The following is a 25754-nucleotide window of genomic DNA, read 5'->3' as shown; positions in this document are numbered from 1 at the left end:
ATTCCGTAACATCGCGCCCCTCGTTTTTCTAACGTCCGTCAGGACTGCACCACAGGAAGCCCATGAAGCCCGCCCGACTACGCGCCGACCTGCTCGCCGGCCTCACCACCTCGTTCGCCTTGGTCCCCGAGTGCATCGCCTTTGCCCTGGTGGCCCATCTCAACCCGCTGATGGGCCTGTATGGCGCGTTCATCATTTGTACCCTGACGGCGCTGTTCGGCGGGCGGCCGGGGATGATCTCAGGCGCTGCCGGCTCGATGGCGGTGGTGATCGTCGCCTTGGTGGTGCAGCACGGCGTGCAGTACCTGCTGGCCACGGTGCTGCTGGGCGGTGTGGTGATGATCCTGTTCGGCCTGCTGCGCCTGGGCAAACTGGTGCGCCTGGTGCCATACCCGGTCATGCTTGGCTTCGTGAACGGCCTGGCCATCGTCATCGCCATGGCTCAGCTGGAGCATTTCAAGGACGGCGAACACTGGCTCAGTGGCACGCCGCTGTACCTGATGATCGGCCTGGTCGCGCTGACCATGGCGGTGGTTTATGTGCTGCCGAAACTGACCCGTGCGGTGCCGCCGGCCTTGGTGGCGATCCTCGGTGTTGGCCTGCTGGTGTACGTGCTCGGGCTGCCTACCCGCACCCTGGGCGACATGGCGCATATCGCCGGTGGCCTGCCGGGGCTGGCACTGCCGGATGTGCCCTGGAATCTGGAAACCCTGAAGATCATCGCCCCCTACGCGGTGCTGATGGCCATGGTCGGCCTGCTGGAAACCCTGCTCACCCTCAACCTGACCGATGAGATCACCGAGAGCCGTGGCTTCCCGGACCGCGAGTGTGTGGCATTGGGCGCTGCGAACATGGTGTCGGGCCTGTGCGGCGGCATGGGCGGCTGCGCGATGATCGGGCAGACGGTGATCAACCTCAGCTCCAATGGCCTGGGCCGGTTGTCGGGGGTAGTGGCCGGGGTAATGATTCTGCTGTTCGTGCTGTTCCTGTCGCCGCTGATCGAGCGCATTCCCCTGGCGGCGCTGGTTGGGGTGATGTTCGTGGTGGCCCAGCAGACTTTTGCCTGGGCGTCGTTGCGGGTGTTGCACAAGGTGCCGGTGAATGATGTGCTGGCGATCGTTGCGGTGACTGTGGTCACGGTGCTGACCGACCTGGCCATGGCAGTGCTGTTCGGTATCATCATCGCGGCGCTTAACTTTGCCTGGCAGCATGCGCGGGAGCTGTATGCCGACACCCATGAGGACGCGGAGGGCGGCAAGCGTTATCAACTGCATGGCACGCTGTTCTTTGCCTCGACCACCTCGTTCCTCAACCAGTTCGACACGGCCGGGGACCCGGCCCAGGTCACGCTGGATTGCCAGCATTTGAGCTTTGTCGATTATTCGGCCGTTGCGGCGCTGAAAACCCTGCGCGAGCGCTATGCCAAGGCGGGCAAGCATTTGCGCGTGGTGCATTTGTCGGAGCGGTGCAAGAAGCTGTTGAAGCGGGCGGGCGAGCAGCATTGAAAACTGTTGCTGCCTGTGCCGGCCTCTTCGCGGGTAAACCCGCTCCTACAGGGGGGCGCACAATGTTTGGGCCTGCGGCCATCCTGTAGGAGCGGGTTTACCCGCGAAGAGGCCGGTACAGGAGAACCGCTTACTCCCCGCGGCTCTTCTTGACGATGCCATCGGCAATGCTCGCCGGGGCCTCGGCATAGCGGGTGAACTCCATCGAGAAGCTGGCCCGGCCCTGGGTCATCGAGCGCATCGAGGTGGCGTAGCCGAACATTTCACCCAACGGCACTTCGGCACGTATCACCTTGCCAGCCGGTGTTTCATCACCGTCCTGGATCATGCCGCGACGTCGGCTCAAGTCGCCGAGGATGTCGCCCTGATATTCCTCCGGCGTCACCACCTCTACCTTCATCACCGGCTCCAGCAACACTGCGCCGCCTTTCTGCGACAACTGCTTGGTGGCCATTGATGCGGCGATCTTGTAGGCCATCTCGTTGGAGTCGACATCGTGGTACGAGCCGTCGAACACGGCGGCCTTGAGGTTGATCAGTGGGTAGCCGGCAAGCACGCCGTTCTTCATTTGCTCCTCGATACCCTTCTGGATGGCCGGAATGTACTCGCGCGGTACCACGCCGCCGACAATCTCGTTGATGAACTCCAGGCCTTCTTTGCCTTCATCGCCGGGAGCAAAACGGATCCAGCAATGGCCGTACTGGCCGCGGCCGCCGGATTGGCGAACAAAGCGGCCCTCGATCTCGCAGGTGTTGCGGATTTTCTCGCGGTAGGCCACCTGTGGCTTGCCGATGTTGGCCTCGACGTTGAACTCGCGGCGCATGCGGTCGACGATGATATCCAGGTGCAGCTCGCCCATGCCCGAGATGATGGTCTGGCCAGTCTCTTCATCGGTACGCACCCGGAATGAGGGGTCTTCCTGGGCCAGCTTGCCCAGCGCGATGCCCATTTTTTCCTGGTCGGCCTTGGTTTTCGGCTCTACTGCGACGGAAATGACCGGGTCGGGGAAGTCCATGCGTTCGAGGATGATCGGTTTGTCCATGTCGCACAGGGTATCGCCGGTGGTCACGTCCTTCATGCCGATCAGTGCGGCGATGTCGCCGGCACACACGTCCTTGATTTCGGCACGCTGGTTGGCATGCATCTGCACCATGCGGCCGATGCGTTCCTTCTTGCCTTTGACCGAGTTGAGTACCGCATTGCCTGAGCTGAGCACGCCGGAATAAACGCGGGCGAAGGTGAGGGTGCCGACGAACGGGTCGGTGGCGATCTTGAAAGCCAGTGCCGAGAACGGCTCTTTGTCGTCGGCGTGGCGTTCCAGGTGCTTTTCTTCATCATCCGGGTCGGTGCCGCGGATGGCAGGAATTTCCGAGGGGGCGGGCAGATAGTCGATCACCGCGTCGAGCATCAGCGGCACGCCCTTGTTCTTGAACGATGAGCCGAGGATGGTCGGCACGATTTCGTTGGCGATGGTGCGCTGGCGCAACCCGGCCTTGATCTCTTCGATGCTCAGCTCCTCGCCATCGAGAAACTTCATGGTCAGCTCGTCATTGGCCTCGGCCGCAGCTTCGATCATGTGCGCGCGCCATTCGTCGGCAAGCTCCTGCAGATCGGCGGGAATATCTTCTTCGCGGTAACTGGTGCCCTGGTCGGCATCGTTCCAGTAGATGGCCTTCATCTTCACCAGGTCGATCTGGCCCATGAAGTTTTCTTCGCTGCCGATGGCCAGCTGGATGGGTACCGGGTGGTGCCCGAGACGCTGATCGATCTGCTTGACCACGCGCAGGAAGTCGGCCCCCTGGCGGTCCATCTTGTTGATGTAGGCCAAGCGTGGCACGTGATACTTGTTGGCCTGGCGCCAGACTGTCTCGGACTGCGGCTCGACGCCGTCCGCGCCGCTGAATACCACGACCGCGCCATCGAGCACGCGCAATGAGCGCTCCACCTCGATGGTGAAATCGACGTGGCCTGGGGTGTCGATGATGTTGAAACGGTACTTGTGGGCGAACTGCTTGGTCGAGCCTTGCCAGAACGCCGTGGTCGCCGCCGAGGTGATGGTGATGCCGCGTTCCTGCTCCTGGGCCATCCAGTCCATGGTCGCCGCGCCATCGTGCACTTCGCCCATCTTGTGGTTGACCCCGGTGTAGAACAGGATCCGCTCGGTGGTCGTGGTCTTGCCGGCATCCACGTGGGCAACGATGCCGATATTGCGGTACAGCTCGATGGGCGTTGTGCGGGCCATGGCGGACTACCTGTGGGTGGACGGATTCCACCAAGTTAGCAGACCGGTGGAATCCTGCCCTGCCACCGGGCCGTCAGTCGGCCTGGGCTTGCAGCATCCACTGGCCATCCACTTCACGGGCCAGGCCGCTGGCCGGCAGCAAGGCCAGCAGGCGCGTGTGCAGGGTGGCCTCGGTAAAGGTCTTGAGGGTGGTCAGGTCCAGCGCGCCGACCAGGTTGAGATCAGCCTTGGTGTACGACAGCCAGGCTTTTTTCAACACCTGGGCGACGTCGCTGCCGGCGGTAGTGGCGAACCGGCGGTGCCACTGGCGGCCTTCGAAGGTGAAGTTGTGCGCGTGGCTGTAGGTGCTTTGGTCGGCACCTTCTACGCAGCGGTGGCAGCGGCATGGGCCCTCGCCGAAGGCGTTGCGCAGGTAGCTGTTGAAGTCCACGACGGGCTTGAGGGACAGGCGTTTGTCGACTTCGAACAGGTCGGCGATCAGGGGTTCTTCGGCGCTCACTCGGGATCCTCGTGTGGTGTGGCGTGCATCGGCGGGCACCCTAACAGATCGGGGCATTCAGATCACCTGTTGCAGGTGCCCTGCATACCCCAAGCAACATGCGATCGCTGTGGGAGCGGGCGTGCCCGCGAAGAGGCCAGTAGAGACAACAGAGACGGCCTGCCGTACTCTACGCGCCCGTACGCCTATACACCCACCGAGGTAACCCCGTTTGAGCACCAAGTACCCGTACATCGCCACCGTGACCATCAGCGCCGAAGACCGTGGCGGAGATACCGAAGCCTCGGAAAACCCCAAGATGCGCGTGGGCCTGGAAGCGGTGACCGAAACCCTGAAGAAGGTGCATTTCGTCGGTACGCTCGCGGCCCCTGAGAAACCGGCCACGCACATTTGCGTAACCCTGGAGAACGGCCTGACCTATTACGGCCCGATCGTCAACGGCCATGCCGAACTGGAAGGCGGCTGGATCGCCTTCGAGTCCGACATGCTTACCCCGGAAGAACTCGGCCTGTAAGCCTCAGTTCAGTTCTGCCAGGCACTGCTCGAGGATATCCAGCCCTTCCTCGAGCACCTCGGCCTCGATGGTCAGCGGTGCCAGCAGGCGAATGATGTGCCGCGCCTTGCCGCTGGGCATCAGCAGCAGGCCCCTGGCGCGGGCTGCTTCCATCACCTTGGCCAGCTGTGCCGGTGCCGGGCTGCCATCGGCATTGGCGAACTCGATCCCTCGCATGGCGCCCACGCCGGTCAGGCGGCCGATGTACGGGCTCAGGCCCGAAGCCTTCCAGCGCTCATAGCGGCTGACGATGGCCTGTTCCTGCCGTTCACCCCAGGTTGCAAGGTTTTCGTCGGTCATCTGCGCCAGGCTGGCCAAGGCCGCCGCACAGGCAATCGGGTTGCCCGAATAGGTGCCACCCAGGCCGCCCTTGGGCAGCGCCGCCATCAATTCCTTGCGCCCGACCACTGCACCCAGCGGCATACCGCCAGCGATGCTCTTTGCCAGCAACAGCAGGTCAGGCTCGATGCCCAGGCGCGGAAACGCGAAGCGCTGGCCGGTGCGGCCGAAGCCCGACTGGATCTCGTCGATGATGATCAGGATGCCACGCTCGTCGCAGAAGCGGCGCAGGGCCTGGGCGAAGGCCGGGTCCAGGGCAAGGAAGCCGCCTTCACCCTGCACGGGCTCGAAGATGAACGCCGCGACGTCCTCCACGGCCAGCTCGACGCTGAACAGGCGGTCCATGGCCTTGAGCGCCTGCTCGCAGGTAACTCCGGTATCCGCGCTGGGGTAGGGCAGGTGATACACCGGCCCGGGCAGTTCGCCGACCCGCTGCTTGTAGGGGGCGACCTTGCCATTGAGGTTCAGGGTGGCCAGGGTGCGGCCATGGAAGCCTCCGTCGAACGCGATGATGGCGCGTTTGCCGGTGGCGCCGCGGGCCACTTTCAGGGCGTTTTCCGCCGCTTCCGCGCCGCTGTTGGTGAGCATGCCGGCCAGTGGGTAGCTGACTGGCACAAACTGGCTCAGTTGCTCCATCAGGGCCAGGTAAGGGCCGTGAGGGGCCGCGTTGAAGGCGTAGTGGGTCAGGCGGGTGGCCTGAGCCTGGATGGCCTCGACCACAGCGGGGTTGCAGTGGCCCAGGTTGAGCACGCCGATACCGCCGACGAAGTCGATGTAACGTTTGCCGTCAGTGTCCCAGACTTCGGCATTACGGCCATGGGAAAGTGTGATCGGGTGAACGATGGCAATGGATTGGCTGATACTTTCCTGGTTCATGGGGCACGCGGACCTTGTTCGAGTTTCTTATTATCCAAGCGTGTCGGCGGGTTATTCCGCAAACGAATTATTCGATTGCGATCATTCCATGGATTCGTGATCTAGCCGGTTTTTTGGGTTGGCTGTGCCGGCCTCTTCGCGGGCAAGCCCGCTCCTGCCAGAGGCCGGGGCAGGTCAAATCAATCGCCTTCAGCCACCCGCTCCCGGATCCACTGCACGAAGGCCCTGATCTTGGGCACTTCGGCCGCATGCTCGGCATGCGCGATGAAGTGCCTCCCGTTGCTTGCCACAGGGTGGTCCCAGGCCACCACCAGCTTGCCTTCGCTCAGCTCTTCGGCCACCAGATAGCGGGGAATCAGGGCTATGCCGCAGCCGGAGATGGCCGCGCGGATACACAGGTAGAACGTGTCGAAGCGCGGCCCGTGGTAGCTGTTCTGGCTATGCAAGCCAAGCCCCAGGAACCACTCATGCCAGGCCTCCGGCCGTGACACGCATTGCAACAGGCGGTGCTCAGTCAGCGCCTGGGCGCTGTCGAAACGGTTGCTGGCCAGCAGCTGCGGGCTGCACACCGGCACCACTTCTTCGCTGAACAACTCGATGCAGGTCGCCCCGGGCCAGGTGCCCTGGCCGAAGAAAAAGGCGACGTCAGCCTTGGCCTGTACCAGGTCGAATGGCTCCAGCTCGTTGCGCACATCCAGGTGAATGCGTGGGTAGCGGTCACCAAAACCCTTGAGCCTGGGCACCAGCCAGCGGGCGCCGAAGGTCGGCTGGGTGGCGATGCGCAGCACTTCGGTTTCGTCGCCGTAGCTGAGGATGTAGCGGCTGGATATGTCGATCTGGGTGAGGATCTTGTTCACTTCGGTGAGGTACAGCGCGCCGGCCGGGGTCAGGTGCAGGCGCCGGCGAATGCGCTGGAACAGCGAGTGCGAGAGCATGTCCTCAAGCTGCGCGACCTGCTTGCTGACGGCGCTCTGGGTCAGGTGCAGTTCCTGGGCCGCGCGGGTGAAGCTGAGGTGGCGAGCGGCCGCTTCGAAGCACTGAAGGGCGGTGGTCGAAGGCATCAGGCGTTTGGACATGACGGGCGAATACCGAGCAAAAAAGGAAGGAGTTCATTCCATAAAGGAATTATGTGGTTCGAAAAGGTCGTTTGTTGACCCCGGCCTATAGATTAATACTGACCTGGATCAACGATTACAACCGGTCATGCGAAGAGGAGGTCAATACCCGCTTCGGTCATCTGCAAAACAACAACAACACACATCAGAAATTTATAAGAATTCTGCTCAGACCTTCAGCCGCTTTGCTGCGGCCGACCCATTCGAGGGTTCTTCATGGCTTCGCAAGACAACAAGAAACAGCGCTCACTGCAGCACGGCCTGACTTCCCGTCAGGTTTCCATGATCTCCATTGCCGGCATCATCGGCGCCGGGCTGTTCATCGGGTCCTCCAACGCCATTGCCACCGCCGGCCCGGCCATCCTCATCTCCTACGCCATGACTGGCCTGCTGGTCTTGCTGGTGATGCGCATGCTGGGTGAAATGGCCATCGCAAACCCCAACAGCGGCTCTTTTTCCACCTACGCCTCGGAGGCCATCGGGCCTTGGGCGGGCTTTACCATTGGCTGGTTGTACTGGTGGTTCTGGGTGTTGATCATTCCGGTGGAAGCCATTGCCGGTGCTGACATCCTGCATGCCTACTTCCCTGGCGTGCCGTCCTGGCTGTTCGCTTTCCTGATCATGCTGGTGCTGTCGGGCACCAACCTGGTCAGCGTGAAGAACTTCGGTGCTTTCGAGTACTGGTTCGCGTTGGTCAAGGTGGTCGCGATCATTGGCTTCATCGGGGTGTGCACCTTGGCGGTGTTCGGTTTCTGGCCGCTGGCCGAGGTCTCCGGGGTCAGCCGACTGTGGGACAGCGGTGGTTTCATGCCCAATGGGTTCGGGACGGTGCTTGGGGGCGTGCTGATCACCATCTTCTCGTTCTTCGGTGCCGAAATCGTCACCATCGCGGCGGACGAAACCGCCAACCCGAAAGACAAGATTCGCCGCGCCACCAACCTGGTGGTGTACCGCATCGCCATTTTCTACCTGGCGTCGATCTTCCTGGTGGTGTCGCTGGTGGCCTGGAACGACCCCGGGCTGAAAGCAGTAGGGTCGTTCCAGCGTGTACTGGAAGTGCTGAACGTGCCGGGCGCCAAGTTGCTGGTTGACCTGGTGGTGCTGGTGGCGGTGACAAGTTGCATGAACTCGGGGCTGTACACGGCGTCGCGCATGCTCTATTCGCTTGGCGCGCGTGGCCAGGCGCTGAGCGTGACCAAGCGCATCTCCGGTTCCGGCGTGCCGACCGTGGCAGTGATCTTCTCGACCCTGGCGGGTTTCGCTGGCTGCCTCGTCAACTATGTGTTCCCGGGCAAGGTGTTTGGCTTCCTGCTGTCGACCACTGGCGCCATCGCTTTGCTGGTGTACCTGGTCATTGCCGTGTCGCAGCTGCGCATGCGTGCCCGTGCCGAGCGTGAAGGGCGCCCGCTGGAACTGAAGATGTGGCTGTTCCCGTGGCTGACCTGGCTGGTGATCGGCACCATCGTCATGGTGCTGGGCTACATGCTGTTCAGCGATGCCTACCGCTATGAGACGCTGATGACTGCCGGGGTGACCGCGTTCATCCTGCTGGTTTCGCTGACCCAGCGGCGTACGAAGATGGTTGCCCAGACGGTCTGATGTTTCTGCTTTAATGGGGGCGTTGCGCGCCCCCATTCCAACAAGCACAGGAAGCGTATGACTGATCACACACTTTCCCTTCAAGCCCTCGCGGCCCCTGAGGGTACTTGCTATGGCTGCGGCTGTTCCCACCCCAGCGGCCTGCACCTGCAAAGCTACTGGGACGCCGACGGTGTTCACCTGGTGTGCCGGCACTCGCCCGACAGCACCTTCATTGGCTGGCCTGGCTTGGTTTATGGTGGCCTGCTGGCGATGCTGGTCGACTGCCACTCCAACTGGACGGCGATGGCCTACCACTACCGTAACGAAGGCCGAGAGCCGGGCAGCCTGCCGCGTATCGATTGCGTTACCGGCACGCTCAACCTGACCTACCTGAAACCTACGCCGATGGGCGTCGAGCTGTTGCTCAAGGCGCGTGTCGAAGGCGAAGTGGGGCGCAAGAGCCGGGTAATCTGCGAAGTCTGGGCAGAGGATGTACTGACTGTGACCGCCGACTCCGTGTTTGTCCGCGTCGATACCGAAAAGCTCAAGCTCAAGGCCCACGGCCAGGCCTGAGCTGCCAACGCTGATGAGTGGTCGGTGATGGTCAGCGGCTGGGGATGTCTCTAGAGTGACAGGTTCATTCCCTTGGCAAGGTTGATCATGACCGAACTCAGTGCTTTCCCCATTACCCGCAAATGGCCCGCCAAACACCCCGAACGCCTGCAGTTGTACTCGTTGCCGACGCCCAACGGGGTGAAGGTGTCGATCATGCTCGAAGAGATTGGCTTGGCTTACGAGGCGCACAAGGTCAGCTTCGACAATGACGACCAATTGAGCCCCGAGTTCATCTCGCTCAGCGCGAACAACAAGATCCCCGCCATCCTCGACCCGAACGGGCCGGGCGGTCAGCCGCTGGCGCTGTTCGAATCGGGGGCGATCTTGCAGTACCTGGCGGAGAAGAGCGGCCAGCTGCTCAGCCAGGACCCCGCCCAGCGCTACCAGACCCTGCAGTGGCTGATGTTCCAGATGGGCGGTATCGGGCCGATGTTCGGCCAGGTCGGGTTCTTCCATTTCTTTGCTGGCAAGGAATATGAAGACAAGCGCCCGCGCGACCGCTATGTCAACGAGTCCAAGCGGCTGCTGGGCGTGCTGGATCGGCATTTGAAAGGTCGGCAGTGGATGGCTGAGGAATACAGCATCGCCGACATCGCCATCTTCCCTTGGGTGCGTAACCTGGTGGAGCGCTACAACGCCCGTGACCTGGTGGGCTTCGACCAGTTCAAGGAAGTGCAGCGCGTGCTGGCGAATTTCCTGGAACGGCCAGCTGTGCAGCGTGGCCTGAAAATCCCGGGCTGATCAACCTGTGCAGGGACAACAGCCTTGCGCAAACTTCGAAACGCCTGCCGGTCGCCCGTAGGAGCGGGTTTACCCGCGAAAGGGCCGGGCCTGCTGGCCAATCTCCACCCGCCGTTCACGGTTGCCGCCGCTCCCGTCTTCGCGGGTAAACCCGCTCCTACGCAGATCGGTGGTGGACACGCATCTGGGGTCGGACTCAGGTCGTCGTAGGAGCGGGTTCACCCGCGAAAGGGCCGGGCCTGCTGGCCAATCTCCACCCGCCGTTCACGGTTGCCGCGGCTACCGTATTCGCGGGTAAACCCGCTCCTACGCAGATCGGTGTTGGACACGCATCTGGGGTCGGACTCAGGTCGCCCGTAGGAGCGGGTTCACCCGCGAAAGGGCCGGACCTGCTGGCCAATCTCCACCCGCCGTTCACGGTTGCCGCCGCTCCCGTCTTCGCGGGTAAACCCGCTCCTACGCAGATTGGTGGTGGACACGCATCTGGGGTCGGACTCAGGTCGTCGTAGGCGCGGGTTTACCCGCGAAAGGGCCGGGCCTGCTGGCCAATCTCCACCCGCCGTTCACGGTTGCCGCGGCTACCGTATTCGCGGGTAAACCCGCTCCTACGCAGATCGGTGGTGGACACGCATCTAGGGTCGGACTCAGGTCGTCGTAGGAGCGGGTTCACCCGCGAAAGGGCCGGGCCTGCTGGCCAATCTCCACCTGCCATTCACGGTTGCCGCCGCTCCCGTATTCGCGGGTAAACCCGCTCCTACGCAGATCGGTGGTGGACACGCATCTGGGGTCGGACTCAGGTCGCCCGTAGGAGCGGGTTCACCCGCGAAAGGGCCGGGCCTGCTGGCCAATCTCCACCTGCCGTTCACGGTTGCCGCCGCTCCCGTCTTCGCGGGTAAACCCGCTCCTACGCAGATCGGTGGTGGACACGCATCTAGGGTCGGACTCAGGCCGTCGTAGGAGCGGGTTCACCCGCGAAAGGGCCGGGCCTGCTGGCCAATCTCCACCCGCCGTTCACGGTTGCCGCCGCTCCCGTCTTCGCGGGTAAACCCGCTCCTACGCAGATCGGTGGTGTACACGCATCTGGGGTCGGACTCAGGTCGTCGTAGGAGCGGGTTTACCCGCGAAAGGGCCGGGCCTGCTGGCCAATCTCCACCCGCCGTTCACGGTTGCCGCGGCTACCGTATTCGCGGGTAAACCCGCTCCTACCAAGGTGGTGGACACATGCCGGAGATTGGGCGAGTCCATCGATTACATCCGACGGCGTACGGGTTCAGAAGATGTGGTTCAGCAGCCAGTACAGGCCGCCAGCCAACAGCATTGCCGCTGGCAGGGTCAGCACCCAGGCCATCAGCAGATTGAACAAAGTGCGTTTCTGAATCCCCGACCCATTGGCGACCATGGCGCCGGCCACCCCCGAACTCAGCACATGCGTGGTCGACACCGGCAGCCCGAACATATCCGCCGCGCCAATGGTGCACATCGCCACCACTTCGGCTGATGCGCCTTGGGCATAGCTGAGGTGGGTCTTGCCGATCTTCTCGCCAACGGTGACTACAATACGTCGCCAGCCAACCATGGTCCCCAGCCCCAGCGCGATGGCTACAGCCACCTTCACCCACAACGGAATATAGCGGGTGGCGTCGTCCAGCTGGGCCTTGAACAACTGCACTTGGCTGCGGGTGTCGGCATCGAATGTCACCAGGTGGTTTTTCTCCATGAGGCGGATGGCTTCACTGGTCAGGTACATGTCATTGCGCACGTTGGCCATGGCTTCAGCCGGTATGCGCTTGAGCGAGCCATAGCCTTTGACCTCTTCGCCGATCATCCCGGTCAGCGCCGCCAATGCCGGTACCAGGTGCGGGCTGGCCTTGGGCGCGGCAATGAACAGGGTCAGTACCTGGCGCGGGTCAGCCGGGGCCGCTTGCGGGTCGCTGCGTACCAGTGCCTGGCGGGTCACCTCGGCGACAGCGGAAAACTGCAGGGCCTGCCCGTTGGGCATGGTCTTGTTCAGCGCATAAGCCATCGGCAGGGTGCCGACCAGAATCAGCATGATCAACCCCATGCCTTTCTGGCCATCGTTGGAGCCGTGGGCAAAAGAGACCCCGGTGCAGGTCAGAATCAGTAGGCTGCGGATCCACCACGGTGGAGGTGTCTGGCCTTCCGGTGCCTGGTACAGCGCCTTGCGTTTGACCAGCGCGCGCAGGGCCAGCAGCAACAGGGCTGCGCAAGCAAAACCAATCAGCGGTGAGAACAGCAGGGCATAACCCACCTTGCTGGCCTGGGCCCAGTCCACGCCGCTGGTGCCGTCACGCCCATGCATCAGCGCATTGGCCACGCCCACGCCTATGATCGAGCCGATCAGGGTGTGCGAGGACGATGCCGGCAGGCCCAGCCACCAAGTGCCAAGGTTCCAGATGATCGCCGCCAGCAGCAGGGCGAAGACCATGGCGAAGCCGGCCGAAGAACCCACCTGTAGAATCAGTTCTACCGGTAGTAATGCGATGATGCCGAAGGCCACCGCGCCACTGGAAAAAAGCACGCCCAGGAAGTTGCACAGCCCAGACCACACCACTGCGACCGGCGCCGGCAACGAATGGGTGTATATCACGGTGGCTACCGCGTTGGCGGTGTCGTGGAAGCCGTTGACGAACTCGAAGCCCAGGGCAATCAGCAGCGCCAGGCCCAGCAGAAGAAACGGTGTGGCCGTGGTGATGACCGTACCGCTTGCGGTCACATCCTGCTTGAGGCTCCAGGCGGTGTAGGCGATACCAGCCAGCAGCAGGCTGAAGAACAACGTTAAGGTGGCACGCCCAGGCTTGTGGGAGAGCTGCGGGCGGGCGTCGTGTTGGGCCAGTAGTGGGCTGCTGGCCACTGACGGGGTTGCCATGGGGGCTCCGGTTGGCGTTGGGCGATGATGCCGAAGGCCTTGAGCATAGAAACAATTCGTAACCCGGCCGTGACCTCGGTCAATGAATTATCTAGGCTCAAGACAGACGGTAATGGCAGGAGACGCCCATGATTCGCTGCAAGCGTGTCTATGATGCGGTTGGAGATGAAGATGGCCAGCGTGTACTGGTCGACCGCCTGTGGCCGCGCAACAAACGCAAGGAAGACCTCCATGGTCAGTGGTTGCGCGAAGTGGCACCTTCGAATGAATTGCGTAAGGCGTTCCACCAGGGGGACGTGGATTTCGCCGGTTTTACCCAGCGTTACCAGCAAGCGCTGGCGGCCCACCCCGAACATTGGTATCCGCTGCTGGACATGGCCAGGAAGGGGACGCTGACATTGCTTTATGCCGGCAAGGACAGCGAGCACAACAATGCCCGGGTGCTGGCCGACTGGTTGGAAAACGAACTGGACAGGAGTGGCCCTGGCAGTTCGCCAGTTTGTTATGCCCAATGAGTGCGATGCGATGCCCTTACAGTTGATTCCCGCCCAAGACATCCACTGCACCTTCGCCCGCGACCTTACGCGCCGCGCCATGTTGCCCTACTACCGTGAATTCGACCTGCTGTGGATCGAGGACGCCTTCGATGCGGCCTGGGGCTGGCGCGAGCAGTGGCTGGTGATCGAAGGCGACACGCTGTTGGGTTTTTGCAGCCTCAGCCAGGACCGCCAGGCGCTGTTCATCCGCGAGTTGCACCTGTTGCCTGAGCACCGTGGGCGAGGGGTCGGTAGCTGGGTGCTGGAAGAACTGGCGCTGTGGGCCAGGCAGCGGCGCCTTCCTCTGTTGCGGCTGATGGTGTTCCGCAGCAACCCGGCCCGCCTGCTGTACCAGCGTCATGGCTTCGTCGAAATGGGTGAAGACGAATGCTTTGTACGGATGCAGCGAGATATCAACATAGTAGCTAAATGATGGCTTGTCGCGACCGCAGAGCATGGGCATAGTGGATCCACACCTTTACGGCTGCCTGCAGGCGGGCAGGCCGTACTTGAGGAGATAAGGGAAAAGGAGAAGCCCCTATGAACGGAATCGGTATGCGGCTGCGGGAAGAGCGTGAGCGGCTGGGTATGACCCAGCGTGTATTTGGCGATATCGGTGGGGTCGAGCCCAACGCTCAGGGTAAGTACGAAAGCGGTGAACGCACGCCGCGGCTAGATTACCTGGCGGCATTGGCGACCCGGGGCGTGGATGCGTTGTATGTCCTCAGCGGCCTGCGTACCCCGGCAGCGCTCGAAGGTTTGAACACGGATGAGTCCGGTTTGCTGGGGGCTTTTCGGAAATTGCGGTCGGATGATCAGGCGGCGCTCTTGCACCTTTTGGGGCGGTTGGCCAACGACGCCAAGCCCCGGCAAATAGTGCGGCCGCTTACTGTCGAACGTCAGTCGTTTCTGAAGGAAGCAATGCGTTAGGCCCACCGTGAAAAATTTTGTTAAGGTGGCGGGATCCAATCGCCCTGCTGACGAGGTGTGTGCTTGATTAGGGTCTTAGTGGTCGATGATCACGATCTGGTACGAACCGGTATTACACGGATGTTGGCCGACATCGACGGCCTGCAGGTGGTGGGTGAGGGAGACTCGGGCGAGTCGGCACTGAAGCTGGCCCGGGAGCTGAAACCGGACGTTGTGCTGATGGATGTGAAAATGCCCGGCATCGGCGGCCTGGAGGCCACCCGCAAACTGCTGCGCAGCCACCCTGACATCAAGGTAGTGGCGGTGACGGTGTGCGAGGAAGACCCGTTCCCCACACGCTTGTTGCAGGCCGGCGCTGCCGGCTACCTGACCAAGGGTGCAGGCCTTGACGAAATGGTCCAGGCCATTCGTCTGGCCTTTGCCGGCCAGCGCTATATCAGCCCGCAGATCGCCCAGCAGTTGGCGCTGAAACCGTTCCAGCCGCAGGGGTCTCCGTTCGACGCATTGTCCGAACGGGAAATCCAGATTGCCCTGATGATCGTCGGCTGCCAGAAAGTGCAGATCATCTCCGACAAGTTGTGCCTCTCGCCCAAGACCGTCAATACTTACCGTTATCGGATCTTTGAAAAACTCTCGGTCACCAGCGACGTCGAATTGACCTTGCTGGCCGTTCGCCACGGTATGGTTGACGCAAGCCTGTAAAACCTCATGTCCCAAGTCTTTGATGCCAGCGCATTCCTGGCGACCTGCAGCGGTCGCCCGGGCGTTTACCGGATGTTCGACGGCGAAGCCCGGCTGCTTTACGTGGGCAAGGCCAAGAACCTGAAGAAGCGCCTGGCCAGCTATTTCCGCAAGACTGGCCTTGCGCCCAAGACCGCCGCGCTGGTTGCGCGCATCGCCCAGGTTGAAACCACCATCACCGCCAACGAAACCGAGGCGTTGCTGCTGGAGCAGAACCTGATCAAGGAGTGGCGGCCGCCTTACAACATCCTGCTGCGCGACGATAAGTCCTACCCGTACGTCTTTCTGTCCGATGGCGAGTTCCCGCGCCTGGGTATTCACCGTGGGGCGAAAAAGGCCAAGGGCCGTTACTTTGGCCCGTACCCCAGCGCCGGGGCCATTCGCGAAAGCCTCAGCCTGCTGCAAAAGGCTTTTTCTGTGCGTCAGTGCGAAGACAGCTACTACGCCAACCGCACCCGGCCATGCCTGCAGTACCAGATAAAACGCTGCAAAGGGCCCTGCACCGACCTGGTGACTGCCGAGGAATACGCAGAGGACGTGCGTCATTCGGTGATGTTTCTGGAAGGGCGTAGCCAGCAACTGGGCAATGAGTTGAATGCCGAGATGGAAAAGGCCGCCATGGCGCTTGATTTCGAAAAAGCCGCCGAGCTGCGCGACCAGATCGCCTTGTTGCGCCGCGTGCAGGACCAGCAGTACATCGAGGGCGGCAGCGGCGATGTCGACGTCATCGCCGCCTTCGTCAACCCGGGTGGTGCCTGTGTGCACCTGATCAGCGTGCGCGGCGGGCGGGTACTGGGCAGCAAGAACTTCTTCCCGCAGGTGGGCATCGAGGAGGAGGTGGCCGAGGTCATGGCCGCATTCCTGTCCCAGTACTATCTGGGCAACGCAGAGCGCGAGCTACCCGGCGAGTTGATCGTCAATGTTGTTCACGAAGATTTCAACGCCATCACCGAAGCGCTGCACACGCTGCGTGGCCGCGAACTGACCATCAGCCACCGGGTGCGTGGCACTCGCGCCCGCTGGCAGCAACTGGCCGTGACCAATGCCGAGCAGGCGCTGAATGCCCGCCTGGCCAACCGCCAGCACATGGCTGCGCGCTTCGAAGCCCTGGCCGAAGTGCTGGGCCTGGATGAAGTGCCGCAACGCCTGGAATGCTACGACATCAGCCACTCCAGTGGTGAAGCTACCGTGGCCAGTTGCGTGGTGTTCGGCCCCGAAGGGCCGATCAAGTCCGACTACCGCCGCTTCAACATCGAAGGCGTCACCGCAGGTGACGATTATGCGGCCATGCATCAGGCCCTGACCCGTCGCTATGGGCGCATCAAGGACGGCGAGGGCAAGCTGCCCGATGTGCTGCTGGTGGACGGCGGTAAGGGCCAGCTGAACATGGCCCGCGATGTGATGCAGGAGCTGGGGTTCACCGACCTGACCCTGCTGGGTGTGGCCAAGGGCGTCACACGCAAGGCGGGTTTCGAAACCCTGTACCTGAACGATGTGCATCACGAATTCACCCTCAAGGGCGATTCGTCAGCGTTGCACCTGATCCAGCAGATCCGCGACGAAGCCCACCGCTTCGCTATCACCGGCCACCGCGCCCGCCGTGGCAAGGCCCGTCGAGTCTCCAGCCTTGAAGATGTGGCCGGGGTAGGGCCCAAGCGCCGCCGCGACCTGCTGAAACATTTCGGCGGCCTGCAGGAGCTCAACCGCGCCAGTATCGATGAAATCGCCAAAGCCCCCGGCATCAGTAAAAAGCTTGCCGAATCAATTTATGCCAGCCTGCATAGCGAGTAGAATGCCGGCTCAACTTGCAGCCAGTCGTACCGATGAATATTCCAAACCTGCTCACCGTTCTACGCGTCCTGCTCATTCCGTGCTTCATTCTGCTGTTCTACATGCCCTATCAGTGGAGTTACATGGCCGCCAGCAGCGTATTCGCCGTTGCCGCCGCCACCGATTGGCTGGACGGCTACCTGGCGCGTCGACTGCAGCAGAGCACGCCGTTCGGCGCCTTCCTCGACCCGGTGGCCGACAAGCTGATGGTGGCAGTGGCCCTGGTGCTGCTGGTGCAGACCCACGCCAACTTCTGGCTGACCCTGCCCGCCGCGGTGATCATCGGCCGCGAGATCGTGGTGTCTGCGCTGCGCGAGTGGATGGCTGAGCTAGGCGCGCGGGCGCATGTGGCGGTGTCCAACCTCGGTAAGTGGAAGACTGCGGCGCAGATGCTGGCGCTGGTGATCCTGCTGGGCAACCCGCCGGTGGTGACCTTCTGGGTGATTCTGGGCTACGGGCTGCTGCTGGTGGCAGCGGGGCTGACGCTGTGGTCGATGGTGCACTACCTGCTGGCCGCCTGGCCGCACCTGCGCGAAGGCTCGGAAAAAAAATAAAAGTTTTTTGAATCAAGGGGTTGACGCTGTTTTAGAAATCGCTAGAATGGCACCCATCACGACGCGGGAATAGCTCAGTTGGTAGAGCACGACCTTGCCAAGGTCGGGGTCGCGAGTTCGAGTCTCGTTTCCCGCTCCAAATAAAGATCTACAGGTTTCAGTCGAAGTCTGTAAGTCGTTGAAAAAAGGCCCTTCGGGGCCTTTTTTCGTTCGAATGCATTCTGCCTCAATACCCGCCCTCCACGAAATTCAAGTACAAACACCACAACGCGGCGCCCTGGCCGTGACGTCGTGTGCTACCTGGACATATCGCTGATCACGTCAGCGGGCATTTCAAAAATCTCGGGTGCGCTCAACAGGTCCACTGCGGACAGCAAGGCATCGGGATCGATTGGGTCTTCCAGGATCAGCGTGTGCTGGGTGTGATTGTCGGTCAGGCGCAGCGTGGGGGTAGCGTTGAATCCGTTCTCCAAGGCTTGCGCTTTTTGCGTGTCCACGACTTGGGCAGCCCGTTCGCCGGGCAGGCAGCGTTGCAGGGACGGGCCGATGTCCGGATAGTCGTGTCCAGCAGCCAACCCACGGCCGTTGCGTTGGGTATTCAGGTAGACCCGGAGCACGGTCCCCCAAACGCCTTCGCGACCCTCACGCTGGCCCATGCATTCGATCAGTCGCGCTTCCCGACTGGCGGCCGCTTCATGCTGGGGGAGGGGCAGGTGACGCCAGGCCAGGTTGACGTGATCGTTGGTGACGATCCAGCGTTGCAATTGCGGCAGGTAGCCCTGGCAGCGCGGGCATTCGAGGTCGGCGTAGAGGGTGATGGTGAAGCGCGCTTCGGGGTTGCCGTAGATCCGCTGCGGGCCATCATCGGCGGTAGAATGAAAAGGTAGCGGCAGCCACCAGCACAGTGCCAAAACCGCGGCTGCGAGCCAGCCGCAGGCCCACTTTAGGTTGGTTGCACTCATCCGTTTGCGCATGTTGTTGCTCCTGGCAATTCCAGATCGAACGGCTCGAAACCGGTGCGCCGTTTCCATCCTGAGTCATGCGGAGGGCGGCATCGAGTCCACTGATGCCGAGTTGCTGCATGAGGCTATGACGCTGGCTTGCTCTTCAGGTTCCGTCATCGCCAGTGCCAGATATGAACGGCGGGTGGCACGGTGCGGAACAACGGCTCCGCTTTCGTTTCAACGATGGACGCTGCGGGGTTAAACGCTTTCGATAGAAGTGGCGCCGCGGCGGTTTGGAAGTAAATTCACACGATGTCCCGCTGCCCCTTAAACGCATGGCCTGCAGGCAGCATGCGTCAGCGCAGGTGCATGCCTGAACCTGGAAGCCCTGCTCAATCAGCCAGCTTTTCTGAGCTTCGGTTTTGCTGGCGAGGGGATTCACGGTTTGATTCCTCAGGTAGGCCAAGGCGAATCGGGCAAGCCGCTGAAGCGTTACTCTCTGGTCCTGTTGCCTTGTCTTGCGTATCTGGATTGACGCACGAATCAACGGATTTTCCCTAATACGGTGACCCGCATGCTTATAACGTTATCTCTATGATAATGCTTGGTTTAGCAAGTCGTTGAATGTGGTATGCAGAACTTCCGTTTCTCCACTGTCGTGAAAATAGATTAATATATGGCCGGTTCGGCTGGTCAGTATTGGGTTGCCTGCGCCGTCGTCCGATATTACATATGAGTTCATGAGCTCATTAGAAAGGTTGGTAGTGTATTGTCGAAAGCGCTGAGTTAACTCAGTTACTGTTTCGTTACCTATCATATCACCGTTATCAAAGGCGTGAATTGCAATGCCGCAAAATGCTCCGCCAAAAATTTTTATAAAATCAATGTACTGGGTGTCAAATTTGATATTTAAATTTATTTCTGCGTCTTTTATTTCGTTATCGGTCGCCGGTCGTCCGCGGAGAGCATTATCGCTCTCAACTAATTTTTCAATTCTTTTCTGAAGGATGTTGTCCATTATGGGCACCTTGCTGGTGAGGATGATTTAGCGTCGATTCTATTTTGCAGATAGTTAGAGGCTTGATTCGCCGGAAACGCTCTTTTCCAGAAATTAATTTCTGCTCGATTACTGAATCCGTGTCCTTTTTAATCACTGTGTGGGTGTGTTCACCCCGGGCATTGATGCTTTCGCGCAAGCGGCCATGGGCGTCGTAGTGATACAGCGTCTGGGCATTGCTGCAGTCGCGGTAGCTGAGCAACTGACCGCACGTGTTCCAGCTCAGGCACTTGCTCTTTTCGAGGGCATCGGTGACCTGGGTAACACGACCTTCCGGGTCGTATTGGTACTGTGTCTCGCGCCCCAGCGGGTCCTGCTGCCAGAGCAGATTGCCGTGGCTATCGTAGCCGTATTGCCGAGTCCGTCCGGCTGTATCGGTGACCTGGATGGGTAGCACCCAATGTCGTAGGTATTTGATGTGTTCGCTGCGGCTGAGGGGATCGCGGGTTTCGATCAGGCGGCCGATATCGTCGTAGCTGTAGCGCGATTCTCCGCCTGAGGGCCGATGCTTTTTTTCAAGTTGTCTGCTGATAACTTCATCTTGTCAGAAATTTTCGAGGGCTCGATGTATTTGTACGCCTCATACATCGCCCCCCAGTAATAGCGACGGTTTTGGCCGAGGCCATCGGTGACGAAGTTATTGCCGTTCTCCATATGTCGGTGCGGGCGGCAAATGAGATTTTAATCTTCTTCCTTGAATTGAATTTTGACACCGTGACATGTTATGCCGGTTTCAAATGTTTTGCGTATTGCTAGTTCGATGCTGTTTGTGATGTAGTCGCCAAGGCTTTTGTAATTTGAGTATAGAGGTGTAATTGCTCTAAATTTTTTCTCATCTACAGCTAGGAAGTAACCGAGCTCCTTTAAGGGGAGGCCATATGATGCGTCATCAAGACTGGGGGGCGGGACAGAGATTGAAATTTCAAATTCGTTGTCAGATGGGTATCTGATTGTGCGCTTGTAAATTCCAATTTTATCGGTGTTTATAATGGTTGCGGAGATTAAAATACCCCACCCATTAAGTTTTTCGATATTTATGGTTGGTCTTATTTTTTCTATGTATTCATTGATTTTGTGAGTGATGTCATTGATGTCGATTAAATCGTTAATGCATGGTACCTCATTGGAGAGAATGCATTTTATCGAGTTTGGCATGGGTGCCCTCTGAGGTTGTCTTGTCTGAAAATCCTCTGGATTAGATCCCTTGGCTCTGGTGCTCTAATCACGCATCCATTCCACGATCCATGGATGATTAATTATGTCTGGTGAAAGTTCTGTGAGAATTTTGATAAAGGTGTTTTTGGCGATGTATAGCATTTCCAATAGCTCAGAGTTGTGGATTTTTTCGACTTCAGGATCGGGTTTCCAACTGGTGTAACTAGTACAGGCGATTTGATGCATGCTATTAATGTCTGGGGCGGAAATTTTTAAGTATCTTTCAATGCCTTGCTCATAAAGGTCTATGGCTAGGGTATTTCTTTTTTTTACCAAATTTATTGCGTCTGGCAGTTGTTCTAGGAACACGGCTAGATCAATTCCGCTGTCCACTGGCCAATTATCTTGTCCGAAACCGGAAATATTGAAATCTACTTGTTTTTCAATAAATTGGCATATGTCCATCAACATGGATCGGACGTCCTCTTCCTCTGGGTTGTAGCTGCGGAGAGTGAAATTTTCAAAGTTTGATGATTTGATTGTTATTTTAATTTTCATATAAAGTCATTCCAGTATGGGGTAGGCGGTTCTAATTCCGTCGTCTTTAGGTACTACAATCGCCGCCCTTGTTGGAATGATATCTCCATGGGGCGTGATTACTTGACCAAGTCCTTCAGGGATTTTGATTTTTGTTGGTTCGTTGCTTTTAATTTTTGCAATTATTTTGGCCGCCTCTTCATTGTTTAACCATTGTCCTTGGTTGTTTCCGGTACGTGCTCTGTCAGTTAAGCGTTGAGTGTTCTTGGCTCCAGCGCCATGTACGGAAAATGTATGTCCAAATTGTTTAACGCTTTTCCAGTTGACTTTGTCCGTCGGATCGCAAGTCAATCCCCAAGGGTCGATCCATAAATTGGGGTTGGGAGCATATTGATAGAGGTTTTCTCCCCCTGCCAAGCCAATTGGATCCGTCTGAGTGAATCGCCCTATATCCGGATCATAGAACCTGAGCGTGTTGTAATGCAGCCCCGTTTCCCGGTCAAGGTACTGACCCTGAAACCGCAAATTCTGCTCTCGCGCCTGCTGCGGGCTGTGCCACTCAGCAGGTGTTTTTCCCCAACCTTGATGATCGCCTTGCCAGATTGTCTTGCCATCAGAGCTAGTCAACTGCTCAGGCAGACCTGCCAGTTTGGTATGAAAATAGTGAATTGCTTCGCTGCCAGGTTTACCGTCAACCCGCGCCAACGGGTCATAGCTCTCCACAGTGGTATACACATACAAGCTAGCCAACCCACTCTGCACTTCTTGAAGCAAGCGAAACCCTTGCCAGTGAAACAGCACCCGCCGACGCGGCTCTGGATAGTCCCTCTGATAAACCTCCTTGCTGATCCGCCTCCCCAACGGGTCATAGGCAAACACCACCCGCTCACGCTCGCCACTGCGGTACTGCTCCACGCAAACCAGCCGCTGCTCGGCGTCATACTCGAAATACTGCACCCAATTGCTGCCGATCCGCTTCTCGCACAGCCGCCCAAAGCGGTCGTAGCGGTAGCGCTTGTCCTGATACACCAGCACTCGGTTGTGCTTGATCAGGCCATTGAGCTTGGGGCCGTCGAACAGATTGCCGGCCTTGTCGTACTTGTAATCCTCGACCTGCGTGGCCTGCCAGTTGGGGCGTGACTGCTGAACGGTTTGCAGTTGCTCGTTGAGGTCGTAGCCGTAACGGTTGTGTCCCGAATAGGTCTTGCCCGTGTGGGGTAGGTCATGAAAGCGGCCGATGATCTGTTCGAGATGCGCGTTTTCGTCATTGGCGGCGTTTGTCATCCCACGGCGCTGGGTCTGGGTCAGTACCTCGGCAATCAGGTTGTCGCTGGCATCGTAGCGATAGGCCTTGTCCAGCAGTGGCAGAACCTCAACGGGGGCATCGCGGTAGTAAATAGCCTTGCCGGCCAAGCGACCGCTGGTGTCGTAGCGCGTTCGGGTGACCAGTTTGCCTTGGGTTCGCAGGACCTCGTCGTGCACCGCATCACGCTCGAAATCACTGATGACCCGGCCGTTCAGGTTGATCTGATGGAGGTGCCCGCTGCCGTAGTACAGGTGGTTGAGTTCGCGCTGGTCGGGCAGGACTAGCGTCTGCAGGTTGCCCAGTTCGTCGTAGCGGTACTGCAGCAAGCCAGCGCTGTTGGTTTCGCTGAGCAGTTGCCCGTTGGCGTCGTAGGTGTAGTCGAGTTGCTGTTTTTCTCCTTTATTGTCTGTGAAGGTGATGGACAGCAGATTGTCGGCCGCGTCGTAGCGGTAGTCGGTGGTGCCATCTTCGGTGCGCTTGCTGACAAGCCGGCCGATGGCGTCCCGCTCGAAGTCATGGCGGATGGCAATCGTCCGTGTCGGTGGGGCGTTGTCGGACAGGGGTGGCTGCTCGTCAGGCGAGGGCACATGGGTAAGACGAGTGACCTCATCCAGCACGTTGTAGGCATAGAGGCGGCCACTGCCATCCAGGTCTTTTTGTGCCACCAGCCGGTCCAGTTCGTCCCAGTCGAAGCGGTATGACTCGTCATTCTCGTTGGTAAGTTGCAGTAGCCGAGCATAGGCGTCGTAGCGGAACTTCACGCTGTAGCCCATGGCGTCCGTGCGTTCGACCAGCCGGCCGCTGGGGTCGTAGCGAAATTGCAGGCCTCGAGCGGTTCATCGCCTGAACAAATTAAAGTCGCAGATCTCAGTAGTTCCTGATTGATTAAATGCGCCAGTGTGAGCGCTGATATATAAGAATGCTGGTCAGAGATTTTTATTGGGAATATGTTCTTTGAGAAGCTTGTCTGATATTCTGCTCCACCATGGTTTCTCAGTGTTGATTTGTTTGGGGGGGTTGGTGAATCGTTTGCTTTTCAGTGTGTTAATTATTAGCTCGTCAGATTCCTTGATTATGTTGTCATCATGATGGAGGCCGAGTGTTGTCATGATGTTTATAGAATCAAATAAATGCCCTATTTTTTCGCTCTCCTCGTATAGTAACTCGCTTTCATGAGTGGATAGGCGCTTCAAGTATTCAAAGGTTAGTTGAATGACGTCAGGGAATTTTGAGTTGTTAACGCTTGAAACAAATTCCATTAGAATTTCCCTGCTAGCTAGTTTGTCATTGCAAAGCCATGTGTAAATTTCGCTAGCCAGCATTTCAATGTCATGAGGTCTTCGGTATCCTTTTCTAATGGTAGCCATTATTTTTTTCTCAGGGGACATAATCTAAAACCTCTAATTTGGAGTGCTGAATCCAGGTAGGCGCCTTAAGTTTGACCACGATTCAGGGAAATGAGTTAAAATAACAGGTACTTTTCCTGTCTGACTGGTTGCGGTAAATAATCCAGTGTCAGGATCGTGATAGCCGACTCTTGGCTTGTTAGTGTACCGGTCCCTGTAGGTGAATTTTCTTCCATTTTGTATCGTCGTTCTTGCACTAAAATCGTATTCCTTCGCTGAGTTTGCTCCTACTTGAGAGCCATGCTTTTCGAAATGATCTCTAAGTCCGGGCCCATTAAGGTTTTGACGTGCTCTATTCCATTTCGAGCTCTTGGCGACACCACAGAACAATCCAAGAGGGTCAATCCATGCCAGCGGGTTCGGTCCATACGCGTATGAGTTTAACCCGCCTTCCAGTCCAATGGGATCCGGTTGAATAAAGTGACCAGTGGTAAAATCGTAGAACCTGAAGGTGTTGTAATGGAGGCTTATTTCTCTGTCAACATACTGACCTTGATATCGCAGGTTCTGTTCTCTCGCCTGGTGTGGACTGTGCCACTCATCCCGCGTCTTCCCCCAGCCCTCATAATCGTTACGCCAAATCGCATTGCCATTCGCGTCAGTCAGTTGCTCGGGAAGCCCGGCCAGGTTGGTATGAAAATACTGAACCACCTCCCTACCCATCGACCCATCGATCCGTGCTAGCGGCTCATAGCTGTCCGGAGTGGCATACACATACAAGCTAGCCAACCCACTCTGCACTTCTTGAAGCAAGCGCAACCCTTGCCAATGAAACAGCACCCGCCGACGCGGCTCTGGATACTCCCTCTGATAAACCTCCTTGCTGATCCGCCTCCCCAACGGGTCATAGGCAAACACCACCCGCTCACGCTCGCCACTGCGGTACTGCTCCACGCAAACCAGCCGCTGCTCGGCGTCATACTCGAAATACTGTACCCAATTGCTACCGATCCGCTTCTCGCACAGCCGCCCAAAGCGGTCATAACGGTAGCGCTTGTCCTGATACACCAACACCCGGTTGTGCTTGATCAGGCCATTGAGCTTGGGGCCGTCGAACAGATTGCCGGCCTTGTCGTACTTGAAATCCTCGACCTGCGTGGCTTGCCAGTTGGGGCGTGACTGCTGGACGGTTTGCAGTTGCTCGTTGAGGTCGTAGCCGTAGCGGTTGTGTCCCGAATAAGTCTTGCCCGTGTGGGGTAGGTCATGAAAGCGGCCGATGATCTGTTCGAGATGCGCGTTTTCGTCATTGGCGGCGTTTGTCATCCCACGGCGCTGGGTCTGGGTCAGTACCTCGGCAATCAGGTTGTCGCTGGCATCGTAGCGATAGGCCTTGTCCAGCAGCGGCAGCACTTCAGCAGGGGCATCGCGGTAGTGAATAGCCTTGCCGGCCAGGCGACCGCTGGTGTCGTAGCGTGTGCGGGTGACCAGTTTGCCTTGGGTGCGCAGGACCTCGTCGTGCACCGCATCACGCTCGAAATCGCTGATGACCCGGCCGTTCAGGTTGATCTGATGGAGGTGCCCGCTGCCGTAGTACAGGTGGTTGAGTTCGCGCTGGTCGGGCAGGACCAGCGTCTGCAGATTGCCCAGTTCGTCGTAGCGGTACTGCAGCAAGCCAGCGCTGTTGGTTTCGCTGAGCAGTTGCCCGTTGGCGTCGTAGGTGTAGTCGAGTTGCTGTTTTTCTCCTTTATTGTCTGTGAAGGTGATGGACAGCAGATTGTCGGCCGCGTCGTAGCAGTAGTCGGTGGTGCCATCTTCGGTGCGCTTGCTGACAAGCCGGCCGATGGCGTCCCGCTCGAAGTCGTGGC

25 protein-coding genes, 1 tRNA gene and 1 pseudogene are annotated in these 25754 nt (G+C 59.0%); 12 read left to right on the top strand and 15 right to left on the bottom strand.

Annotation, left to right across the window (positions count from 1 at the left end; translation table 11 throughout):
* Positions 1-62: 62 nt before the first annotated feature.
* Positions 63-1505: a SulP family inorganic anion transporter gene (locus tag C4Q27_RS02055; RefSeq protein ID WP_104886391.1), complete on the top strand. Its 1443-nt coding sequence runs from the start codon at positions 63-65 to the stop codon at positions 1503-1505.
* A gap of 130 nt (positions 1506-1635) precedes the next feature.
* On the opposite strand, the gene fusA is transcribed toward C4Q27_RS02055, so the two are convergent.
* Both fusA and C4Q27_RS02045 read right to left on the bottom strand, forming a co-directional pair.
* Positions 1636-3747 carry an elongation factor G gene (gene fusA, locus C4Q27_RS02050; RefSeq protein ID WP_064493169.1) on the bottom strand — a complete coding sequence of 704 codons (2112 nt, stop codon included), beginning with the start codon at positions 3745-3747 and terminating at the stop codon, positions 1636-1638.
* Between the two features lie 73 nt (positions 3748-3820).
* Positions 3821-4246 carry a hypothetical protein gene (locus C4Q27_RS02045; protein ID WP_104886390.1) on the bottom strand — a complete coding sequence of 142 codons (426 nt, stop codon included), beginning with the start codon at positions 4244-4246 and terminating at the stop codon, positions 3821-3823.
* A 211-nt stretch (positions 4247-4457) separates the two neighbouring features.
* On the opposite strand from C4Q27_RS02045, the gene C4Q27_RS02040 reads away from it, so the two are divergent.
* Positions 4458-4760, top strand: a complete 303-nt coding sequence (locus C4Q27_RS02040) for a hypothetical protein (protein ID WP_012051778.1) — start codon at positions 4458-4460, stop codon at positions 4758-4760.
* 3 nt (positions 4761-4763) lie between these two features.
* On the opposite strand, the gene C4Q27_RS02035 is transcribed toward C4Q27_RS02040, so the two are convergent.
* Both C4Q27_RS02035 and gcvA read right to left on the bottom strand, forming a co-directional pair.
* Positions 4764-6014: an aspartate aminotransferase family protein gene (locus tag C4Q27_RS02035; RefSeq protein WP_064493172.1), complete on the bottom strand. Its 1251-nt coding sequence runs from the start codon at positions 6012-6014 to the stop codon at positions 4764-4766.
* A gap of 179 nt (positions 6015-6193) precedes the next feature.
* Positions 6194-7090, bottom strand: a complete 897-nt coding sequence (gene gcvA, locus C4Q27_RS02030; RefSeq protein WP_064493173.1) for a transcriptional regulator GcvA — start codon at positions 7088-7090, stop codon at positions 6194-6196.
* 255 nt (positions 7091-7345) lie between these two features.
* Between gcvA and C4Q27_RS02025 the strand changes: the two genes are divergently transcribed.
* The 3 genes from C4Q27_RS02025 to C4Q27_RS02015 all read left to right on the top strand — a co-directional run bounded on the left by C4Q27_RS02025 (position 7346) and on the right by C4Q27_RS02015 (position 10066).
* Positions 7346-8728 carry an amino acid permease gene (locus tag C4Q27_RS02025; protein ID WP_003251396.1) on the top strand — a complete coding sequence of 461 codons (1383 nt, stop codon included), beginning with the start codon at positions 7346-7348 and terminating at the stop codon, positions 8726-8728.
* 57 nt (positions 8729-8785) lie between these two features.
* Positions 8786-9283: a PaaI family thioesterase gene (locus C4Q27_RS02020; RefSeq protein WP_104886389.1), complete on the top strand. Its 498-nt coding sequence runs from the start codon at positions 8786-8788 to the stop codon at positions 9281-9283.
* An 87-nt stretch (positions 9284-9370) separates the two neighbouring features.
* Complete coding sequence (locus tag C4Q27_RS02015) at positions 9371-10066, top strand: glutathione S-transferase N-terminal domain-containing protein (RefSeq protein ID WP_010954888.1); 696 nt, start codon at positions 9371-9373, stop codon at positions 10064-10066.
* A gap of 1270 nt (positions 10067-11336) precedes the next feature.
* Here C4Q27_RS02015 and C4Q27_RS01995 read toward each other — a convergent pair.
* Positions 11337-12953, bottom strand: coding sequence for an inorganic phosphate transporter (locus tag C4Q27_RS01995; protein ID WP_064493175.1), 1617 nt, complete (start codon positions 12951-12953; stop codon positions 11337-11339).
* A gap of 128 nt (positions 12954-13081) precedes the next feature.
* Here C4Q27_RS01995 and C4Q27_RS01990 point away from each other — a divergent pair, with 128 nt between their 5' ends.
* From C4Q27_RS01990 to C4Q27_RS01960, 7 genes are all read left to right on the top strand, one after another.
* The gene (locus C4Q27_RS01990) at positions 13082-13468 is read left to right on the top strand and encodes a DUF488 domain-containing protein (RefSeq protein WP_104886387.1); all 387 of its coding nucleotides are present in this window, start codon (positions 13082-13084) and stop codon (positions 13466-13468) included.
* Positions 13469-13478: 10 nt separating this feature from the next.
* Positions 13479-13922: a GNAT family N-acetyltransferase gene (locus C4Q27_RS01985; protein WP_104887834.1), complete on the top strand. Its 444-nt coding sequence runs from the start codon at positions 13479-13481 to the stop codon at positions 13920-13922.
* 107 nt (positions 13923-14029) lie between these two features.
* Complete coding sequence (locus C4Q27_RS01980; RefSeq protein ID WP_020192472.1) at positions 14030-14419, top strand: helix-turn-helix domain-containing protein; 390 nt, start codon at positions 14030-14032, stop codon at positions 14417-14419.
* Positions 14420-14482: 63 nt separating this feature from the next.
* On the top strand, positions 14483-15121 hold the full coding sequence (gene uvrY / locus C4Q27_RS01975; protein WP_003251380.1) for a UvrY/SirA/GacA family response regulator transcription factor: 639 nt from the start codon (positions 14483-14485) through the stop codon (positions 15119-15121).
* Positions 15122-15127: 6 nt separating this feature from the next.
* Positions 15128-16951 (top strand): excinuclease ABC subunit UvrC, encoded by a 1824-nt coding sequence (gene uvrC / locus C4Q27_RS01970; protein ID WP_064493178.1) that lies wholly within the window; start codon positions 15128-15130, stop codon positions 16949-16951.
* 32 nt (positions 16952-16983) lie between these two features.
* Positions 16984-17544, top strand: a complete 561-nt coding sequence (pgsA, locus tag C4Q27_RS01965; RefSeq protein ID WP_010954882.1) for a CDP-diacylglycerol--glycerol-3-phosphate 3-phosphatidyltransferase — start codon at positions 16984-16986, stop codon at positions 17542-17544.
* 63 nt (positions 17545-17607) lie between these two features.
* Positions 17608-17683, top strand: a tRNA-Gly gene (locus C4Q27_RS01960).
* Positions 17684-17840: 157 nt separating this feature from the next.
* Here the strand turns inward: C4Q27_RS01960 and C4Q27_RS01955 are convergent.
* The 10 genes and pseudogenes from C4Q27_RS01955 to C4Q27_RS29630 form a co-directional block, all read right to left on the bottom strand.
* Positions 17841-18518: a thioredoxin domain-containing protein gene (locus C4Q27_RS01955; protein ID WP_104886386.1), complete on the bottom strand. Its 678-nt coding sequence runs from the start codon at positions 18516-18518 to the stop codon at positions 17841-17843.
* 562 nt (positions 18519-19080) lie between these two features.
* Positions 19081-19506, bottom strand: a complete 426-nt coding sequence (locus C4Q27_RS01945; protein ID WP_104886385.1) for an SMI1/KNR4 family protein — start codon at positions 19504-19506, stop codon at positions 19081-19083.
* Entirely contained in the window at positions 19478-20011 is a 534-nt protein-coding gene (locus C4Q27_RS29640; RefSeq protein WP_256600135.1) for an RHS repeat protein, read from the bottom strand. The genes C4Q27_RS01945 and C4Q27_RS29640 overlap by 29 nt, the downstream gene beginning before the upstream one ends.
* The gene (locus C4Q27_RS29635; RefSeq protein ID WP_232968870.1) at positions 19999-20199 is read right to left on the bottom strand and encodes a hypothetical protein; all 201 of its coding nucleotides are present in this window, start codon (positions 20197-20199) and stop codon (positions 19999-20001) included. Before C4Q27_RS29635 ends, C4Q27_RS29640 begins: the two co-directional genes overlap by 13 nt.
* A 27-nt stretch (positions 20200-20226) precedes the next feature.
* The gene (gene imm9, locus C4Q27_RS01935) at positions 20227-20700 is read right to left on the bottom strand and encodes an Imm9 family immunity protein (protein WP_104886384.1); all 474 of its coding nucleotides are present in this window, start codon (positions 20698-20700) and stop codon (positions 20227-20229) included.
* Positions 20701-20763: 63 nt separating this feature from the next.
* Complete coding sequence (locus tag C4Q27_RS01930) at positions 20764-21258, bottom strand: hypothetical protein (protein ID WP_104886383.1); 495 nt, start codon at positions 21256-21258, stop codon at positions 20764-20766.
* Positions 21259-21264: 6 nt separating this feature from the next.
* Positions 21265-23316: an RHS repeat-associated core domain-containing protein gene (locus tag C4Q27_RS01925; RefSeq protein ID WP_256599947.1), complete on the bottom strand. Its 2052-nt coding sequence runs from the start codon at positions 23314-23316 to the stop codon at positions 21265-21267.
* Positions 23317-23469: 153 nt separating this feature from the next.
* The gene (locus C4Q27_RS01920; protein WP_158666116.1) at positions 23470-23931 is read right to left on the bottom strand and encodes a hypothetical protein; all 462 of its coding nucleotides are present in this window, start codon (positions 23929-23931) and stop codon (positions 23470-23472) included.
* Positions 23932-23943: 12 nt separating this feature from the next.
* Positions 23944-25410: an RHS repeat domain-containing protein gene (locus C4Q27_RS01915; RefSeq protein ID WP_256599945.1), complete on the bottom strand. Its 1467-nt coding sequence runs from the start codon at positions 25408-25410 to the stop codon at positions 23944-23946.
* Between the two features lie 138 nt (positions 25411-25548).
* Positions 25549-25731: pseudogene (locus tag C4Q27_RS29630) on the bottom strand (hypothetical protein); the annotation flags it as partial.
* Between the last annotated feature and the right edge of the window lie 23 nt (positions 25732-25754).

The organism is Pseudomonas sp. SWI36 (assembly GCF_002948105.1).
Classification (GTDB): Bacteria; Pseudomonadota; Gammaproteobacteria; order Pseudomonadales; family Pseudomonadaceae; genus Aquipseudomonas; species Aquipseudomonas alloputida.
The sequence above is the reverse complement of the archived record's forward strand: the minus strand, read 5'-3'. Positions and strand labels throughout refer to the sequence as shown.

Coding starts and splice junctions, on each gene's coding strand:
- C4Q27_RS02025 (WP_003251396.1), top strand. CDS start 7,346: ATGGCTTCGCAAGACAACAAGAAACAGCGCTCACTGCAGCACGGCCTG.
- C4Q27_RS01985 (WP_104887834.1), top strand. CDS start 13,479: ATGCCCTTACAGTTGATTCCCGCCCAAGACATCCACTGCACCTTCGCC.
- fusA (WP_064493169.1), bottom strand. CDS start 3,747: ATGGCCCGCACAACGCCCATCGAGCTGTACCGCAATATCGGCATCGTT.
- C4Q27_RS02015 (WP_010954888.1), top strand. CDS start 9,371: ATGACCGAACTCAGTGCTTTCCCCATTACCCGCAAATGGCCCGCCAAA.
- C4Q27_RS02055 (WP_104886391.1), top strand. CDS start 63: ATGAAGCCCGCCCGACTACGCGCCGACCTGCTCGCCGGCCTCACCACC.
- C4Q27_RS01920 (WP_158666116.1), bottom strand. CDS start 23,931: ATGTCCCCTGAGAAAAAAATAATGGCTACCATTAGAAAAGGATACCGA.
- C4Q27_RS01995 (WP_064493175.1), bottom strand. CDS start 12,953: ATGGCAACCCCGTCAGTGGCCAGCAGCCCACTACTGGCCCAACACGAC.
- uvrC (WP_064493178.1), top strand. CDS start 15,128: ATGTCCCAAGTCTTTGATGCCAGCGCATTCCTGGCGACCTGCAGCGGT.
- C4Q27_RS01980 (WP_020192472.1), top strand. CDS start 14,030: ATGAACGGAATCGGTATGCGGCTGCGGGAAGAGCGTGAGCGGCTGGGT.
- C4Q27_RS01955 (WP_104886386.1), bottom strand. CDS start 18,518: ATGCGCAAACGGATGAGTGCAACCAACCTAAAGTGGGCCTGCGGCTGG.
- C4Q27_RS02035 (WP_064493172.1), bottom strand. CDS start 6,014: ATGAACCAGGAAAGTATCAGCCAATCCATTGCCATCGTTCACCCGATC.
- pgsA (WP_010954882.1), top strand. CDS start 16,984: ATGAATATTCCAAACCTGCTCACCGTTCTACGCGTCCTGCTCATTCCG.
- gcvA (WP_064493173.1), bottom strand. CDS start 7,090: ATGTCCAAACGCCTGATGCCTTCGACCACCGCCCTTCAGTGCTTCGAA.
- C4Q27_RS01930 (WP_104886383.1), bottom strand. CDS start 21,258: ATGAAAATTAAAATAACAATCAAATCATCAAACTTTGAAAATTTCACT.
- C4Q27_RS01945 (WP_104886385.1), bottom strand. CDS start 19,506: ATGGACAACATCCTTCAGAAAAGAATTGAAAAATTAGTTGAGAGCGAT.
- imm9 (WP_104886384.1), bottom strand. CDS start 20,700: ATGCCAAACTCGATAAAATGCATTCTCTCCAATGAGGTACCATGCATT.
- C4Q27_RS01925 (WP_256599947.1), bottom strand. CDS start 23,316: ATGGGCTACAGCGTGAAGTTCCGCTACGACGCCTATGCTCGGCTACTG.
- C4Q27_RS02020 (WP_104886389.1), top strand. CDS start 8,786: ATGACTGATCACACACTTTCCCTTCAAGCCCTCGCGGCCCCTGAGGGT.
- C4Q27_RS29635 (WP_232968870.1), bottom strand. CDS start 20,199: ATGGAGAACGGCAATAACTTCGTCACCGATGGCCTCGGCCAAAACCGT.
- C4Q27_RS01990 (WP_104886387.1), top strand. CDS start 13,082: ATGATTCGCTGCAAGCGTGTCTATGATGCGGTTGGAGATGAAGATGGC.